Source organism: Chitinophaga eiseniae, from assembly GCF_012641265.1.
In the GTDB taxonomy this organism is placed as follows: Bacteria; Bacteroidota; Bacteroidia; order Chitinophagales; family Chitinophagaceae; genus Chitinophaga; species Chitinophaga eiseniae_A.
The window spans coordinates 106,876-122,237 of the sequence record NZ_JABAHZ010000006.1 but is presented as its reverse complement, the minus strand read 5'-3'; the positions used below and the strand labels follow the sequence as shown (position 1 = coordinate 122,237).

The following is a 15,362-nucleotide window of genomic DNA, read 5'->3' as shown; positions in this document are numbered from 1 at the left end:
TTATCTATTTATCATTTCCATTTGATTTCTCACCAATTCATTATATTTTCCTCCAAGTTCTATAAGTTCACCATGTGTTCCTTCTTCGACAATTTCTCCGTTATGTAATACAATAATTTTATCGGCATCTCTAATCGTACTTAACCTATGGGCAATGACAATGACTGTTTTGTCCAGGAAAAAATCGTTTAAATTGTTAATAATAGCCTTCTCGTTATTGGAATCAAGTGAGTTAGTAGCCTCATCAAAGAATAAGTACTGAGGGTTTTTATAAATTGCCCTGGCTATCAGTATCCGCTGCTTCTGCCCCTGACTAATACCAACCCCTCCAATGCCCAAAGGAGTATTAAATCCTTTTGGCAAAGAATCTATAAACTCCCGGATATTTGCCATGTTGCAGCTATATGTTAGTCTTTTGTGATTAACAACTGAATTCCCAACGGCTATATTATTCAAAATTGTATCGTTGAAAATAAAACCATCTTGTAATACAGTTCCGCATTGACTACGCCAATAAGAATGACTTATATTCTTCAGCTTGCTCTCTCCCACACGCAGATCTCCTTCATAACTATCATAGACCTTGAGCAATAGTTTCAGGAGTGTGGTTTTGCCACTACCGCTAGATCCTACAATAGCCGTAATCTTCCCTTCGGGGATATGCAAGGAAATATTATTTAGAACAAGTTCATTTCCCGCACCAGGATACTTAAATGATAGATTATCAAATTGAATATCTTTACACTTCGGTAAAACTTTAATCAAGGATTTTTCGATAGATTCCTCGTCCTGTATTCTATATACGTCATTAAGCCGTTCTAAGCTGATCTTTGCATCTTGAAGAGCCTGTACGAAAGAAATAATCTCCTGAACTGGACCATTCATCTGTCCGATAATATATTGTATTGCCAACATTGCCCCAAACGTCAATTGACCATTGATTACCATGTTGGCAACAAGAAAGGTAATACATATTTCTTTGCTTTGGTTTATAAAAAGGGCCCCTGCAGTTTGCCATTGACTATAATTCAACGATCTGAAATTCAATTTAAAAAGTTTAGCCTGTATATCTTCCCATTCCCAACGTTTAGTTTTTTCTGCATTATTTAAACGTATCTCCTGCATACCTTGAATCAATTGTAATGTGGCATTATTTTCCTTAGCAGCGATTCTAAAGGTTGCGTAATTTATTTTCCGGCGAATTTTTTGAAAGAAATAAATCCAAAGGAAATAGAAAATTGTTCCCGTTAAGAATATTAGAAATAGTTGTGTACTATAGAAAACTAAAATTATAGCGCTCAGAAAGAAGTTTAATACTGAAAAAACAGATCCTATTGCCGGACCTGTGAAAAATGATTGAATTTGTCTATTATCACTAAGCCGTTGAATAATATCTCCGGTTAATTGCGAATCAAAGTAGGAGATTGGCAACCTGGTGAGCTTGACCCAAAAATCGGAAAGTAAAGAAATGTTTAATACATTCGATATTCTCAGCTGGATTCTATTTCTAATAAATGATATAATTGTAGCGCTAAAAGTTAATGTGAGCTGTGCAATTAAAACGATGGTTACATACTGTAGATTGCGCGTATTAATGCCAGTATCTACCAATGACTGCGCGAAAAATGGAAAGATAAGCTGCAAAATGGAAGATATAAGTAGCGTAACTAATACCTGGGCAATTCTCTTTTTATGTTTAGATAGATGTGTAACAGCAATACTCCAATTCCGCTTAACTTCAATCTCATCTGTGTGGTCATAGAATGCCTGGGTTGGTTCCAAAATCAATACGGTGCCAACACCGGCTTCTACGTTTTTTACGCACCATGATTCCTTGAAGGTTGATGTGTTATAGGTAATTATACCTTTATTAGGGTCTGCAATCTTTGCCTTCTTTTCATTTAGCTCTATCAATACAACGAAATGGTTGTTATTCCAATGCAAAATAGCAGGCAAAGGAACAAGCATTAGTTTCTTAAAGTCAATCTGTAAAGCTCTAGTTCTAAATCCCATCATTTCAGCAGTTTCGCTTAATCCGAACATAGAAACGCCTTGGGTCGTAAATCCCGCATTTGCTCTAATTGTTGCGGAGTTAAAATGTTTACCATAGTATTTGGCTACCATTCTTAAACACGCCGCTCCACAATCCATTGAGTTCAATTGTCGATAAAAAGTAAAGGACATTGCACAGCTTTTCAATATGTGAGGTTTATAATTGCAGGAAGGTGATTTATTTATTCATCCATACAATACTTGTTATGTGCTAGCCTTATACGTTGCAGTTTCGATTCACTTTTTTCAAAAAGATTTAATACAACGTCACTGCCCAGATTGTGAAGGTCTGTAACATCTGAGTATCCAAACTCTTTTTGGGTAGAAATAAATGGAAAAATAACTGCTTTGTTAGAAGTAATTTCAGATAGTATTATATCGGCTCTAACGGACTCGTCATATTCCTCATTTAAGATCGTTGAAAAAAACCTTTTATAGATAATTATAAATTGCGTTGACAGGCACTCTGCACCCCAGAATCGACTTGGGGAAATTGGTATCGGATGATGAATTCCGCCGGACCCTCCAGATAGATAATCTGCACCCTGACTATATGCTTCAAAAATGTTTTTAAACAAAAAATCCTTTGAATACTGAGTCGTAAACTGATGATCATCTTCACATATAACAATTATCTCATCCTCATTTTCAATTGCAAGATGGATAATCTTCTGAATAGTTCGCCATAATCCTACTGCTCCAATAGGATGCTTTATAGCATTTATAATCTTTACATCAAATTCTGGTTTCCCTTTAAACTCATTTATAATAGAGGCTCTTCTATCCGTCCTTTCTGATAAGTTAATTATGTATGTCGGTATAGATGTATTCTCAAATGAAATGTTGCAACGCTTTGCTGGATTTTTATGGAAAAACTCAGCTACTGATTTCAACGTAATTACAGCGTTACTACTGTCCTGAAATAGCGTGGAAATGTAATTTGGGGTGTTGTTTGCTAAAGTAACATCAGAATATCCAAAATCCTTCTGAATCGATACGAATGGAAATATAAAAAATTTCTGTGAAGCCAACATTGATAACTTGAAGTCAGTTGTTTCATTGCTATAAAAAACACTGTCTAAAATTTTGTCGAATAATTTTCTGAATATTACAATGAACTGGTTTCCATTATAGGCATCAATCCAATAGAGATTCTCTCTAACAGGCAGTGCCCCATTGAACCAACTCACGCCGCCGCACAATAAATCTGCGTTTAACGCATATGCAGCGAGGATTGATTCGTTAAGGAGCTTATAATTGTAATTTGGGGTAAACTCGTGGTCGTCCTCACAAATAAGCACAAATTCATGTTGATTTTCTTTCGCGATTGATAATATTGAAGTTATAGTCCTCCAAAAACCATATGAGCCTATTTTATGCTCATAAGCTTCAATAACCCTGACATCAAATTCTTTCTTATCTTTGAATTGATTCAAAACATGCTCTTTACGATCAGGTCGTCTAGCGAGGTTAACAATATAAGTCGGTATGCTATTTCCCTTATTCATAAAAATCAATTTATTTGCAATAAATTTCAAGAATAATTTTTACGCATTCTATGCCTAGCGGCCACTTATCGCTTCTGCCTCAAACACTTTCTTCAGTTCTGCAAACTGTGCATTATTGGGCCTTGGCGCATCATAACTTGCAACTGTATGTTCTTTTGACAAAACAATATAGCGAGGTAGATATTTAACGCCTAAGTACTTAATGAATTTAGATGAGAATTCATTAACAATTATGAATTGGTTTTCGATAATTCCATCCATCTCAGAAGCCTTTTTCCAATCGGGTGCCTGTGATCCTTTATCAAGCGAGAGGTAGATATTTTGTATGTCTTCTTTTTTGAAATAGGCTTTGGCCGCCGCTGAATTTTTAATGTCAATTCGGCAGGCACTACACCAACTTGCCCATAAATCAATATAGAGGGGCTTATTCGTATACAAATTTAATAGCTGTTTCATAGATATTGTATCACCATTGTAGGATACCAGTATAGTATTCAATGCTATAGAATCAGGGATAGCCCGACCAACTTTTGAGATATTCCGGTTGCACCTCTCTAGGTACTTTATATAATTAGTATCACTTATATAGCGATTTGCATCATCAAAATGTGCTGATAAAAAAATTAGGCAATTTTCATTCTGCGTCTTTGATAGTATTCCAAAAAAATTGCATAGGAGATATTCCCTGGTTGGGCCATTAAATCTTTTAATGATGTTCTTGTAGACGTTAAAGTAATTTTCTTCTATATTATTATTATTATTATATCCAAAGATATATTTAGATGCTAACGCATCCATTGCATTTTCCGAAAATTGAGAAATTTTTGCAGTCGTAAATATTCTATCTGATTGCAGAAAATAAGAGTCTGGGACATGCTTGTAAAGAGATTTGTCTTTTCGAAAAGGAGAATATAAAAGCGACGCGTATCTGAATCCAATATCTTGTAGCATATACTCATAATAGCTTTTAGAAAAGTCGTCATGCTCAAGTTTAAAATTCCGAAGCAGCTGGATCTCATTTTTGTACCAATCGTCAATCAAAAGCTTGAAAGAGTCTGGCGACTGCTGTGCAGTATATATTAATTTCCTGTTCAAGATGAAATTTCTATTCTCGTAAAGTTCTCCGTAATTGTAGTTGCTCGAACGTTGTCCATTAAATACCACTTCCGGCCTCGAAGATGAACTTTTCCTGATAAGAAACGATATCTTATCTCCGGGGGTGACATATATTTTTATGCTTCTACCAATAATATTAAAGTTCAATAAAGCAGGTGATTGAAGCAGAAATTGTGATTCAAATTTTTGATGATTACCACGTATAGTTAGATCAAAAATAGGATTAAAGAAGTCATCCCATAAATATGTTTGTCTTTGCAGCCTTACAAACGTAATTTTTTCATATTCTGAAATTCCGACAATGCTGACGTACCCCTCAGGATTACCTGGAAAGCAGGCAATTGCCCGGAACGTTGCAAACAAGTATATAAAAAGAATGGAGAAATTTCTTAAACAATACATTATTGAAATGTTCATATTACGTTTATCAGGGTTTCTTTTTACAGAATTTGGCCATCTATGTTTACATAGATGGCCGAAAATAGATGATTAGCTGGTAGCGCAGGAACAACCGAATACCTCACTCGAGCCGCATGTCTCCTCTATTGTACTTTTATCACAATTGGCAATTAAGGTCGTGTCACTACCATTACAATGTACCCAACAAGATCCGCTTCCACCTAAAATACTTTTTAGTTGTCTTTTGGTAAGGATTTCATTTGCTCCGATCTCCAGAGCGTGGAATTCCAGTTTTTTCATGTTGTTAGAATTAAATTTGATAAATTTTCACAGCATCAGCCTTGTGAATTTAGGCCTAAAGGGAACGTTGATAGCGCGCGTTCACCAATTGATCCCATTTAGAAGATTTGTTAATTATAACAGTTATGTTTTCTAGTATCGTCGTAGCATAACCCCATAAAGTATTGGGCCAGCGGTATTTCATCATATATCACTGCAGTAGCGCTTTCAAGTCGGATATTCTATAGATGTCGGGTAGGCGTTGTCCATTTACAAATAGCGTTGGTGTATAAGTAATATCGTTTTCATTACACCAATTCCACATCGAGATAATTTTTGAATCTTGGGTTAATAGCTCTGGGCCAACAGGAAACTTCGCTGCAAACTTCTGGTAATCTTTAGTGTCAGAAAGATACCAGGCGTCTAAAGCACGTTTTATGATATCTTCATTATTACTATCGGCAATTGCCATTAAATGTCTGACAGGTTCTCTCTTTCTGTCATTATCGCTAACACTGGCCGTAAAAATAATTTGAATCTGAACATCCTCGATGCTTGACAATAATTCATCCAAGGCTTTATGTGCGTTTGAGCAAGGGTCACAATATGGATTACAAACCTTAATAACCTTGTTTAACGCATCATCGTTTCCTATCGTTATACCAATATTTTTTGGATTCTGTACTACTTTTTCTTTAGACAACAGTGCATTAAAAATTTGCTTTGATCTTTTTAGCCTTTCCAAATCATTCCTATGTCGTGCTGCCTCTTTGGCTTCTTCAAAAAGTGGCATCGCTATACTGGAAATGAAATATACTAGTATATAGACAAAAGATATCGAGAGGTAACTTATAAACGGAACGGAAAGCAAGTCATTCAAATTAGGACGACCCTCATTTAGGAGAAGCACAAGTTGACTTGCTAAAATACCTTGGATCACCAAACATAACGTACACCATCTTTTTACTATAAGCCACTGGAAAACCAATGAATAAACGACATACATGGAAGCCAGGACGACAAACCAGTACAGGATTATTCGCGTACCCGGATTAAATGCCCCACATAGAATAATAGTCAGAAGTCCCCCACCAAAATATGAAAACCCAACTATGCTCCATTTAATACCAAATATTCTTGACCCTTTGGAATTCAATACAGTACTACAACTCATACTTGAATTCAAATTGCACATTTTTTGCAATAGCGGGCTATGGCGGCCTAATTCTAACCACAAAATGGAGATCGAGACACAACACCCTAAAGCAGTTAGCGTAGAAAAGAGGATACCTGGCACTCTAGGCATCCCGCTTATCGGCCCATTTGGTAGAAAATTGGTCAGACTAAACACGATCAACATCAGGGCTAATGGTAAAAGCCAACGAATAAGCTTATTTCGTGATTCCCTTAGTCTTAATTCATATCCAACTTCACCTGATTCAGCGTTACTGTTAACCATCAATGCCACTCCGGACCATTTAGCAGTAAAATCTTCCCTCGAAATATTCGCCCAGCTACGATTTTCATAATCATAAAGGGACACAAGTCTTCCTTTAGTATTCTTGACAATTGTAATGAAATTCTTCTTTTGATTGTTACCTTTTACTATAGTAATAAACGGTAAAGGAATATCATCAATCTTATCTGGATTGAATCTCGCAGTCACATTTTCAACCTTAAAATCATCTAGAAGATCACTCAAGCTTAATAGAGACGGGAAATTTGGGTGCTTCTGTAGTTCTTGCCTGATAGTACTTTTTGTAATTTTAATTTGCGCAATTTTACAGAGTAGCTCAGCAACTCGAATTACATTCGGCTTCACGGGATTAAAAATGCTTACCATAACGAGGACCTAATCATTTGAGTGAACAAATAGGAAATAGAATATCAATATCAAATACAAGTAGTTAAGTGGTAAACTTATCACTTGAATACCGATTGATCAATAATATTTACTGGTAGACTACTGGGTCGATATTTATGACGTGGTTCTTAAATATCACTTCCATACAACAATACCTATGTAGGGTACCATCAACGACGGGTATAAACTGAATTCACTTAGGGTTTTAAGCTACCTTTGGTTAATAATGGAACAAAATCTTTTATGCTACTTAAGCTATTCACAATAATAATATTTTTAAAAATTAAATATAGAGATATTTTTTACAAGATAAAAAACGTGAGATTTCACCTTTGTATTTGAGCAATGCTATCCATGAAAATATTACCTGGCTAATTGCAGGCAGTGCTGGTTTTTGATGAGTCTTGTTAAGAGAGGAATAATTAGGGAAGGAACGGTATGACAACAAGAAGGCCTACAGGCGAACATTCCATCGAAATATTTGCTGTTTGTCGGCTTGAAGCAACGTAATTTGCATCTCCAGTATAATAGTTCGCAGCCGGTAACGTTTATACTGGGAACTAATGTTAGTGGTGATGGTAAATAGAACAAGCCCCAAACTGTTGCCGCCGTCCCGGATAAAGTCGCGGAGGTGATGTTCCCGAAGCAAGTGCGAGGAGACTGGATACGCGTAACAGCTACCGCAGCGGTGCAGGCAATGGCATATTTTTCTTCATCGGAAATGATAACAGGAATAGAATAGTGGCATCGGTGTACAACAGACTTAGTTCCGTGAATACCGCTAATGCCTGCCGTGACCTGGATGAACTATAAAACGGTGACCGTAGCGCCCGGTGCTACCTTCCGGTACAATTTCCCGGAAGGATTTCAGGCCAGGTGGATCCGTTTCAACAGCAACCAGGCGTGTAAAGCCACCGCATGGCTCGACTATCAATAATTACCGGATATGAAGTACCTGTTTGTTTTTCTATTACTCATGATGGGTTATACCGGGTATGCCACAGATTTCCGTATTGATACGGGCAATGTGGACATACTGAAGAATCGTGCCTTGCTACCCGCCGCCGCGAAATGGGAATCGTTTACCATCCGCGAAAATGACACGCTGACGTATACCCTGCAATTAGCGATGGATAAAGCAGGCAGGCCGCTTTACTATTCCAGGAACATATTTACGCCGGTTTGCTATACAGGAGAATGCAAGCCGGTGTATATCAATTTTTACTGGGACCTGTTGGGAAATTATATTCGCTATGATTTGCCCGCGGCACAAATGCTTACCAAGCTGGACCACCGGGAATTTACCTGGCCCGACTATGAAAAGTTGCAGGCGATCCTCGCAAAAGACAATTCGTTGCTGGCTGATTTGCAGATAACAGACCTGATTGTACCCGGTACCGAAAAGCTGACCGATTCGGTGGACGCCCACACCGGCGCTACCTTGAAAACGATTCAGCAGGAAGTGATTTCCGGCGCTGTATACACCTGTTACACCTTATGGCATATTGTGCATGGCCCCGTGGTAGCGGAAATGCAGCGTATTACGGAAGGTTATAACAGCAAGGACCTGCAGCACCGCTTTTTATTGTCCGGTAGCTATGCGTATCAATATTGGGCACTCGATAAGGTGATGGATAAAAACGGTGGGATCACGCCGGGGTTTGAGAAGGATTTACAAGATGTGATAGGCGGTAAAAATATTTTTATTTCCCGGTATATCTTGCAGAAGATAGCTCCGACATTTTTCAATAGCCAACAACGGCAGGACTGGCTATGGGATATATATGCTAATAGCGTATACCCATTTCAGTTAGATATCCTGCGTAAATTGAAAACGGTAAAAATCCGGCCAAAGCTGACCACCCGGATAGCCGGCGCCCTGGCTGATGCCAATGCTACGCAGACTGGTTTGTTATTATCCCTGTTGCAGAGCGCATCTCCCTTACCGGCACCGGCTGTACAACAGCTGGGCAATGTGCTTGAAAAGGCAGCCGGTGACAGGGCGGCCGTCATTGTTTCCTTGTTGCAGCAACAACCCGGAACACCTCAAATCAAAACAATACTGAAAGATTATTTACCTCAATCAAATAACAGATAAGATGAAAAGAATATTCCACGTATGGCTGCTCTGTTGTTGTGTTTTATCCCTGAAGGCGCAGCAGCAAGTGTTTGTAGAAACCGAATCATTTACCGACAGGGGCGGTTGGGTCGTGGACCAGCAATCCTTTGCTGTAATGGGCTCGTCCTACCTGATGGCACATGGTATGGGACGCCCGGTAAAAGATGCATCCACCACGGTTACCTTCCCAGCCAAAGGCAAGTATCGCTTGTGGGTACGCACTAAAGACTGGGCGCCATTTCCCAAAGGCCCCGGTAAGTTCCAGGTGCTGATCAATGATGTAGCCCTGAAACCTGTATTTGGAGAAAGCGGCGATGATACCTGGAAATGGTACGATGGGGGAGAAGTAGCTGTTAACAACGAGCAGGTGAAAATATCCCTGAAAGACCTGACCGGGTTTAATGGCCGCTGCGATGCCCTGTTGTTTACCACGGCGTCTAAATTTACGCCACCCAACGAATCTGTTGCCCTGGCGGCATTCCGGCGTCAGTTGTTACACCTGACCGAAAAGCCAAAAGAAGCGGGTAACTACGACCTGGTGGTAGTAGGTGGCGGTATTGCCGGTACCTGCGCCGCTATTTCCGCTTCCCGCATGGGGCTGAAAGTAGCGTTGATACAAGACCGGCCGGTATTAGGTGGTAACAACAGTTCTGAGGTGAGGGTACACCTGCGGGGAGAAATTGATAAGAACTATTACCCCAAACTGGGAAGAATTGTAAGAGAGATGGACAACGGAGATCCGGGCAACGGCAACCCGGACGGAAGCGAATATGGCGATGACCGGAAAATAGCCATCGTTAAAGCGGAGAAAAATCTCTCCCTTTTCCTGAATACCTATGTGTATAAGGTAGAAAAAGAAGGCGATCATATTACCGCTGTAATCGGGCGGGATATAGGCACCAACCAGGAAAGCCGTTATACCGGTACTTACTTTTCTGATTGTACCGGCGATGGCACCATTGGCTACCTGGCAGGAGCGGAGTTCCGCATGGGGCGCGAAAGCAAAGCGGAGACAGGAGAATCGCTGGCAGCAGAAAAGCCCGACAGCTTTACGCTGGGTACCTCTAACCTCTGGGCCTCCGTGGCGGTAGACAGTGTTACGACCTTCCCGGCTACGCCATGGGCACTGCAGTTTTCCGATGAATACCATATCGACAGTTACCGGGCCGACTGGGAATGGGAAACCGGCTTCGGTAATTTTAATACCATCCGGGATGCAGAGAAAATACGTGACCATAACCTACGCGCCGTGTATGGTAACTGGTCTTATCTCAAAAATAGCAAACCGGAAAAATATGCGAAGCAGCAACTGGCCTGGGTGGCGTATATAGGCGGAAAGCGGGAATCGAGGCGACTCCTGGGCGATCATATCCTAACCCAGATGGATATACAGGAAGGAAAAATGTATCCCGATGGTGCGGTGACTGCCACCTGGACGATAGACCTGCATTTCCCCGATCCCAAGAACAGCAAGTACTTTGAAGGACAGGAATTTTTTGCCGGCACCAAACATATTAGAGTAGCGCCTTACACCATTCCTTACCGCTGCCTGTATTCGCATAATATCAGCAACCTGTTTATGGCAGGGCGTAATATCAGCACTACCCACGTGGCCTTTGGCAGTACCCGTGTAATGCGCACCTGTGGTATGATGGGAGAAGTGGTAGGCTTCGCGGCTTCGATAGCGAAGAAATATCATAGCAGTCCCCGGGACGTATACCAGGAGCACCTGAAGGAATTGATGACCATTTTAACCGAATAGCTATGCCCGGCATCGGTTGGTTGTTATGGATATGGATTGCCGGCATTCATTCGCAGGTGATCAAGCTGGAAGGCAGCGCCCAGGGTACTACCTGGCATGTGATGTATACCGATGCCCGGCAGCGGAATTTCCAGGCGGTAATTGTGCACGCGCTGGAAGATATTGATCAGTGTTTGTCGCATTACCGCCCGGATTCCGAATTGTCGCTCTTTAATAAAACCGGGTCCTGGCAGTACCAGCTGCCCTATTTTTACCCTGTGCTGCAAAAGTCGGCCGAAGTATATGCCGCTACCAATGGGGCTTTCGACCCTACTGTGATGCCCCTCACCGAAGCCTATCGCCAGGGAAAACGCACCCACGCCCCCTGGTGGCAAAAAGCAGATTCGCTATTGCAATATGTAGGTTTTACCAACATCGCTTTTGATGAAGTACAGGTGCACCAGCTCAAAGCGCAGGTGCGCCTGGATTTCGATGGTATTGCCCAGGGCTACAGCGTAGATGTAATAGCCCGCCTGCTGGAGCAGCAGGGAGTTACTGATTATATGGTGGAAATAGGGGGAGAAGTGCGCTGTAAAGGGCTAAAAAACGGCGCTCCATGGACCATTGCCATTGATTACCCACTTGCTACCAACGACCGCCCCATTAAGGTAAGTATGTATAATAAGTCGGCCACCACGGCCGGCAACTACCGCGACTACTACCAGCAACAGGGCAAAACATTTGCGCATATTGTGAACCCTAAAACCGGCTTTTCTACTCCTACTGATTTGTTGAGTGTCACCGTATTTGCCGATGACGCCATTACCGCCGACGCTTATGATACTGCGTTTATGGTGATGGGACTGGCAGCCACACAGCAGTTCCTGGCGCGGCGGAAAGACCTGGATGCCTGCCTGATTTACCGCGATGCCAACGGAAAGCTGGTCGTGTATATGACGCCCGGGTTGAAGCAGTTTGTGAATTAATCAAGTGACAGCGGCTTGCATAACGCCGGACTTTTCTTTGTAAATTGGTGCATATGTTTATCCTGTTGCGATTATATGTCCTATGCTTCCTCCTGGTAATAGTGTTTCCCCTGAAAGCCCAGGTGAGCCATGACCATGAGTATACGATAGCCGAACTAAAAGAAGATTTTCGTTTTGTAAAAAAACAATTGGAAGATACCCATCCTGCCTTATATCGTTATACCTCCCGGAAGACTTTCCGTATCTTTTTTGACAGCCTGTATACCAGCATCCGCGGTCCTATGACGGAGCAGGCTTTTTTGAGCCGGCTGCAGTTGCTGAATGAAAAAATCGCTGATGGGCATACCATGTTTTTGCCCAGCGCTGCCACCATGGCCTATAATAACCGGGAAGGCAGGTTTTTGCCTTTGTTGGTGCGATGCCTGGATAATAAACTATACATCCGGGAAAATAACTCCCCCGATACTTCCCTGCATGCAGGTGATGAAATACTCGCGATCAACCATGTGCCGGCTAGTAAGGTGATGCCGGCGCTCCTGCAACGGCAAATCAGGGACGGCTACAATCAAACTTATCCGCGATGGATACTGGAGCAGTATTTTGCCGCCTATTATAGTTTTGTTTATGGACAGCCTGCGCAGTTTTCCCTGCTTATCCGGCAGGGTTCCGGTGACACGCTGCTACAAACTGTAGGGGCGTTAACGAAAGACAGCATTCGGCGGATGCACCGCCCGCAGCCCGATTCAGCAGGGCAATGGCTGTATCCTGTCATAGAAGCGCCCGCAGGTATCCGGTTAACGACATTACCTTTTATGCGGGAGGTAGCTAACCGGAAGTTAGCATGGCTGAAAATCACCACCTTTGATGCCGATGTATTGAAAGCAACTTACCACCAGGATTACCAGGCGGCTACTGACAGCGTGTTTGCCTTGTTGAAAAAAGAACCCGTAACAGACCTGGTGCTTGACCTGAGAGATAACCAGGGGGGCGACTTTGAGCCTGGGCAATACCTGCTATCCTATTTACTTAAACATCCGCTGACCTATTTACCCGGTGGAAAAGCAACCAAACTGATCACGCCTGTGCCGGGGCACTTTACGGGGAAGCTGTATGTGCTGATGAATGGCGGCACTTTTTCCAGTGCGGCTGTTACGGCTGCTTATTTAAAAGAATGTACCAGTGCGTTATTAATGGGAGAGGAGTCGGGTGGCAACGCTTATGAGATCAGTGGTGATCCTGTGGCTTTGCAGCTGCCGCATACCGGGATTCAGGCATTTATATCTACGACCAATTATGTGATCAGGAAAGGTGATAACCGGGGCCATGGCGTATTTCCGGACAAAGACCTGGGGGAGGTGCAAGGGTCTGCAAATGGGCTTATCAGGCTTATACAAAATGAATTTTAAGCGTTAGCTGATAAGCTGACTAGCTATTGCAGCGAACTATCCAACGGGTTTATGAAGCCCCAGCCAGGTAGTTCGCTACAATAGCTTATACTGTCAGATCCGCTAGTACCCCGGGTTTTGTACTATTTTCGGATTCCGGTCAATTACATCCTGGGGTACCGGGTTGAGATGCATTTTTTGTGTAAATACGTGTGGGTGATTGAGTGGCACTATTTCGTATTTCCATACACCCGCGTTATCGGCGGGCGACGTATTGGTAATTTTCATGGCATGTCTGTCTACATTCATCACTGTATTCGCTGTTTTCAAGCGGATGATATCATAGAACCGCTTGTTTTCAAAACAGAGCTCTACTCTTCTTTCCTGGTAAATGGCCGCCTGCATCTCGGATTTTGACAAGCCGGGAGCCAGGTCTGGCAGGCCTGATCGTTTGCGCACCTGGTTAATGGCATTATATACCGATGCATCAGGGCCGGCTGATTCGTTTTGAGCCTCGGCATAGCCCAGTAGTACTTCGGCATAACGATAGTAAATAAAATTGGCTCCGCTGACGGCGCCGCCACCGGGGCGTACCTGGGGATTGAGCCGTTTTTTGAAATAGTAAGCAGTATTGCTTACGTCATCGGTGCCGAAATCTATCTGGTTTTTAGAAGGATGAACTTTATCGATCCGGGTATAGATGGTATCGGCTTTGTCCATCCAATCCATTTTATAGGGAGCGCCATCATAAACAATCCAGTCATAGAATCTTTTCTCGCGGCCCACATATGGCTGTTGAGGGTTGTAGCCGGAAGCAGGATCGGTAATGGGTTTTCCGTTGGCCATGAAGAACTGGTCAACCAATTCCTGGGTAGGGCAATAGTTGCCCCAGGTATAATAGCTGCCGTTAATCCATACAGGGCCGCCATATTGTTCAAACGAAGATCCCATTGTATTGGCTACTACCTGCCGGTCCCAAATGACTTCTGAATTGTATTCATTGGCTTCATGCCAGATGGCGGCTGTGTTGGGGAATAAGTCGTAGGATTTATTACTTCCGTATTGGTCGATGAATTGTTTAAAAGTGGCAGCGGCGGTAGTCCATCGTTTGCTATCGTAATTATTGTAGCCGGCTACCTGTTGGGGATCGGCGCCAGCGGCAGGTTGTCCTGCATTGAATGCGGGGCTGGCAGCATATAGTTCTACCCATCCTTTCAGTGCGAGGGCGGCGCCCAATGTAGCGCGGCCGGCATCGGCATCACCATGGTTATATTTTACAGAGAGGTAGCCGCCTTTCACAACGGAGTCGAGTTGCGTAGTGATAAAATTCACCGTTTCGGCAAAGGTGTTGCGGGGAGTATATAAGCCTGCACTATCCATAGTTCGTCTGTCGGCGGGCGCAGTAATAATTGGCAGGCCACCTATATGCATCCAGAGCTCACTGTAGAAAAAGGCGCGCAGAAAGCGTGCTTCATCTATTCTTTTATTGAACCAGGCAGGGGAGAAGTTGGCGGCATGGGCTTTTACGTTGACCAGGAAGGTGTTGCACTTACGTATGCTGTTAAATATAGCCGGCCAGTTGGTGAGATCGCCGGAGCCGGTTATACCGCCCCATACCGTATAATCGTTGGATGCCGGCGATATTATTCCTTGTTTCCAGTTATAGGAAGTATAATAAAATCCCGCATCATTGTCATCTGTATAATTATCCAGGTTTTCGGGTTGATTCCAGTAGTTGGGTAGTGTATTGTAGATATCATTCAGAAACAGGTCGGCATTACCTTCTGTGCTCCACTGTGTGGCATCTGTTAATTTGGTTTTATCGGTATTTTCCAGGAATTGTTTATTACAGGAGAGCAGTAATACACTAATGATCAGGAGCCGGAATATATGGGTCATAATATTTTTGTTTT

Annotated in this window: 10 protein-coding genes; 5 read left to right on the top strand and 5 right to left on the bottom strand. The window is 42.4% G+C overall.

Annotated features, from left to right (window positions below; translation table 11 throughout):
* The 4 genes from HGH91_RS22675 to HGH91_RS22660 form a co-directional block, all read right to left on the bottom strand.
* Complete coding sequence (locus HGH91_RS22675) at positions 1-2,184, bottom strand: peptidase domain-containing ABC transporter (protein WP_168741086.1); 2,184 nt, start codon at positions 2,182-2,184, stop codon at positions 1-3.
* A gap of 50 nt (positions 2,185-2,234) precedes the next feature.
* Positions 2,235-3,560, bottom strand: coding sequence for a hypothetical protein (locus tag HGH91_RS31125; protein WP_211092394.1), 1,326 nt, complete (start codon positions 3,558-3,560; stop codon positions 2,235-2,237).
* Positions 3,561-3,614: 54 nt separating this feature from the next.
* Positions 3,615-5,093 (bottom strand): TlpA family protein disulfide reductase, encoded by a 1,479-nt coding sequence (locus tag HGH91_RS22665; RefSeq protein ID WP_168741085.1) that lies wholly within the window; start codon positions 5,091-5,093, stop codon positions 3,615-3,617.
* 472 nt (positions 5,094-5,565) lie between these two features.
* Positions 5,566-7,176, bottom strand: a complete 1,611-nt coding sequence (locus HGH91_RS22660) for a vitamin K epoxide reductase family protein (protein WP_211092393.1) — start codon at positions 7,174-7,176, stop codon at positions 5,566-5,568.
* 826 nt (positions 7,177-8,002) lie between these two features.
* Between HGH91_RS22660 and HGH91_RS22655 the strand changes: the two genes are divergently transcribed.
* Genes HGH91_RS22655 through HGH91_RS22635 form a run of 5 tightly spaced genes read left to right on the top strand, consistent with a single transcriptional unit; the run spans position 8,003 to position 13,470 of the window.
* Complete coding sequence (locus tag HGH91_RS22655) at positions 8,003-8,155, top strand: hypothetical protein (protein WP_168741083.1); 153 nt, start codon at positions 8,003-8,005, stop codon at positions 8,153-8,155.
* A gap of 9 nt (positions 8,156-8,164) precedes the next feature.
* Positions 8,165-9,316, top strand: coding sequence for a hypothetical protein (locus HGH91_RS22650; RefSeq protein WP_168741082.1), 1,152 nt, complete (start codon positions 8,165-8,167; stop codon positions 9,314-9,316).
* A 1-nt stretch (position 9,317) separates the two neighbouring features.
* Entirely contained in the window at positions 9,318-11,099 is a 1,782-nt protein-coding gene (locus tag HGH91_RS22645; protein WP_168741081.1) for an FAD-dependent oxidoreductase, read from the top strand.
* 2 nt (positions 11,100-11,101) lie between these two features.
* Complete coding sequence (locus tag HGH91_RS22640) at positions 11,102-12,064, top strand: FAD:protein FMN transferase (RefSeq protein ID WP_168741080.1); 963 nt, start codon at positions 11,102-11,104, stop codon at positions 12,062-12,064.
* A gap of 53 nt (positions 12,065-12,117) precedes the next feature.
* Entirely contained in the window at positions 12,118-13,470 is a 1,353-nt protein-coding gene (locus HGH91_RS22635) for a S41 family peptidase (protein WP_168741079.1), read from the top strand.
* Positions 13,471-13,572: 102 nt separating this feature from the next.
* On the opposite strand, the gene HGH91_RS22630 is transcribed toward HGH91_RS22635, so the two are convergent.
* Positions 13,573-15,348 carry a RagB/SusD family nutrient uptake outer membrane protein gene (locus HGH91_RS22630; RefSeq protein WP_168741078.1) on the bottom strand — a complete coding sequence of 592 codons (1,776 nt, stop codon included), beginning with the start codon at positions 15,346-15,348 and terminating at the stop codon, positions 13,573-13,575.
* Positions 15,349-15,362 lie beyond the last annotated feature (14 nt).

Coding starts and splice junctions, on each gene's coding strand:
- HGH91_RS22675 (WP_168741086.1), bottom strand. CDS start 2,184: ATGTCCTTTACTTTTTATCGACAATTGAACTCAATGGATTGTGGAGCG.
- HGH91_RS31125 (WP_211092394.1), bottom strand. CDS start 3,560: ATGAATAAGGGAAATAGCATACCGACTTATATTGTTAACCTCGCTAGA.
- HGH91_RS22665 (WP_168741085.1), bottom strand. CDS start 5,093: ATGAACATTTCAATAATGTATTGTTTAAGAAATTTCTCCATTCTTTTT.
- HGH91_RS22655 (WP_168741083.1), top strand. CDS start 8,003: ATGCCTGCCGTGACCTGGATGAACTATAAAACGGTGACCGTAGCGCCC.
- HGH91_RS22650 (WP_168741082.1), top strand. CDS start 8,165: ATGAAGTACCTGTTTGTTTTTCTATTACTCATGATGGGTTATACCGGG.
- HGH91_RS22645 (WP_168741081.1), top strand. CDS start 9,318: ATGAAAAGAATATTCCACGTATGGCTGCTCTGTTGTTGTGTTTTATCC.
- HGH91_RS22640 (WP_168741080.1), top strand. CDS start 11,102: ATGCCCGGCATCGGTTGGTTGTTATGGATATGGATTGCCGGCATTCAT.
- HGH91_RS22635 (WP_168741079.1), top strand. CDS start 12,118: ATGTTTATCCTGTTGCGATTATATGTCCTATGCTTCCTCCTGGTAATA.
- HGH91_RS22630 (WP_168741078.1), bottom strand. CDS start 15,348: ATGACCCATATATTCCGGCTCCTGATCATTAGTGTATTACTGCTCTCC.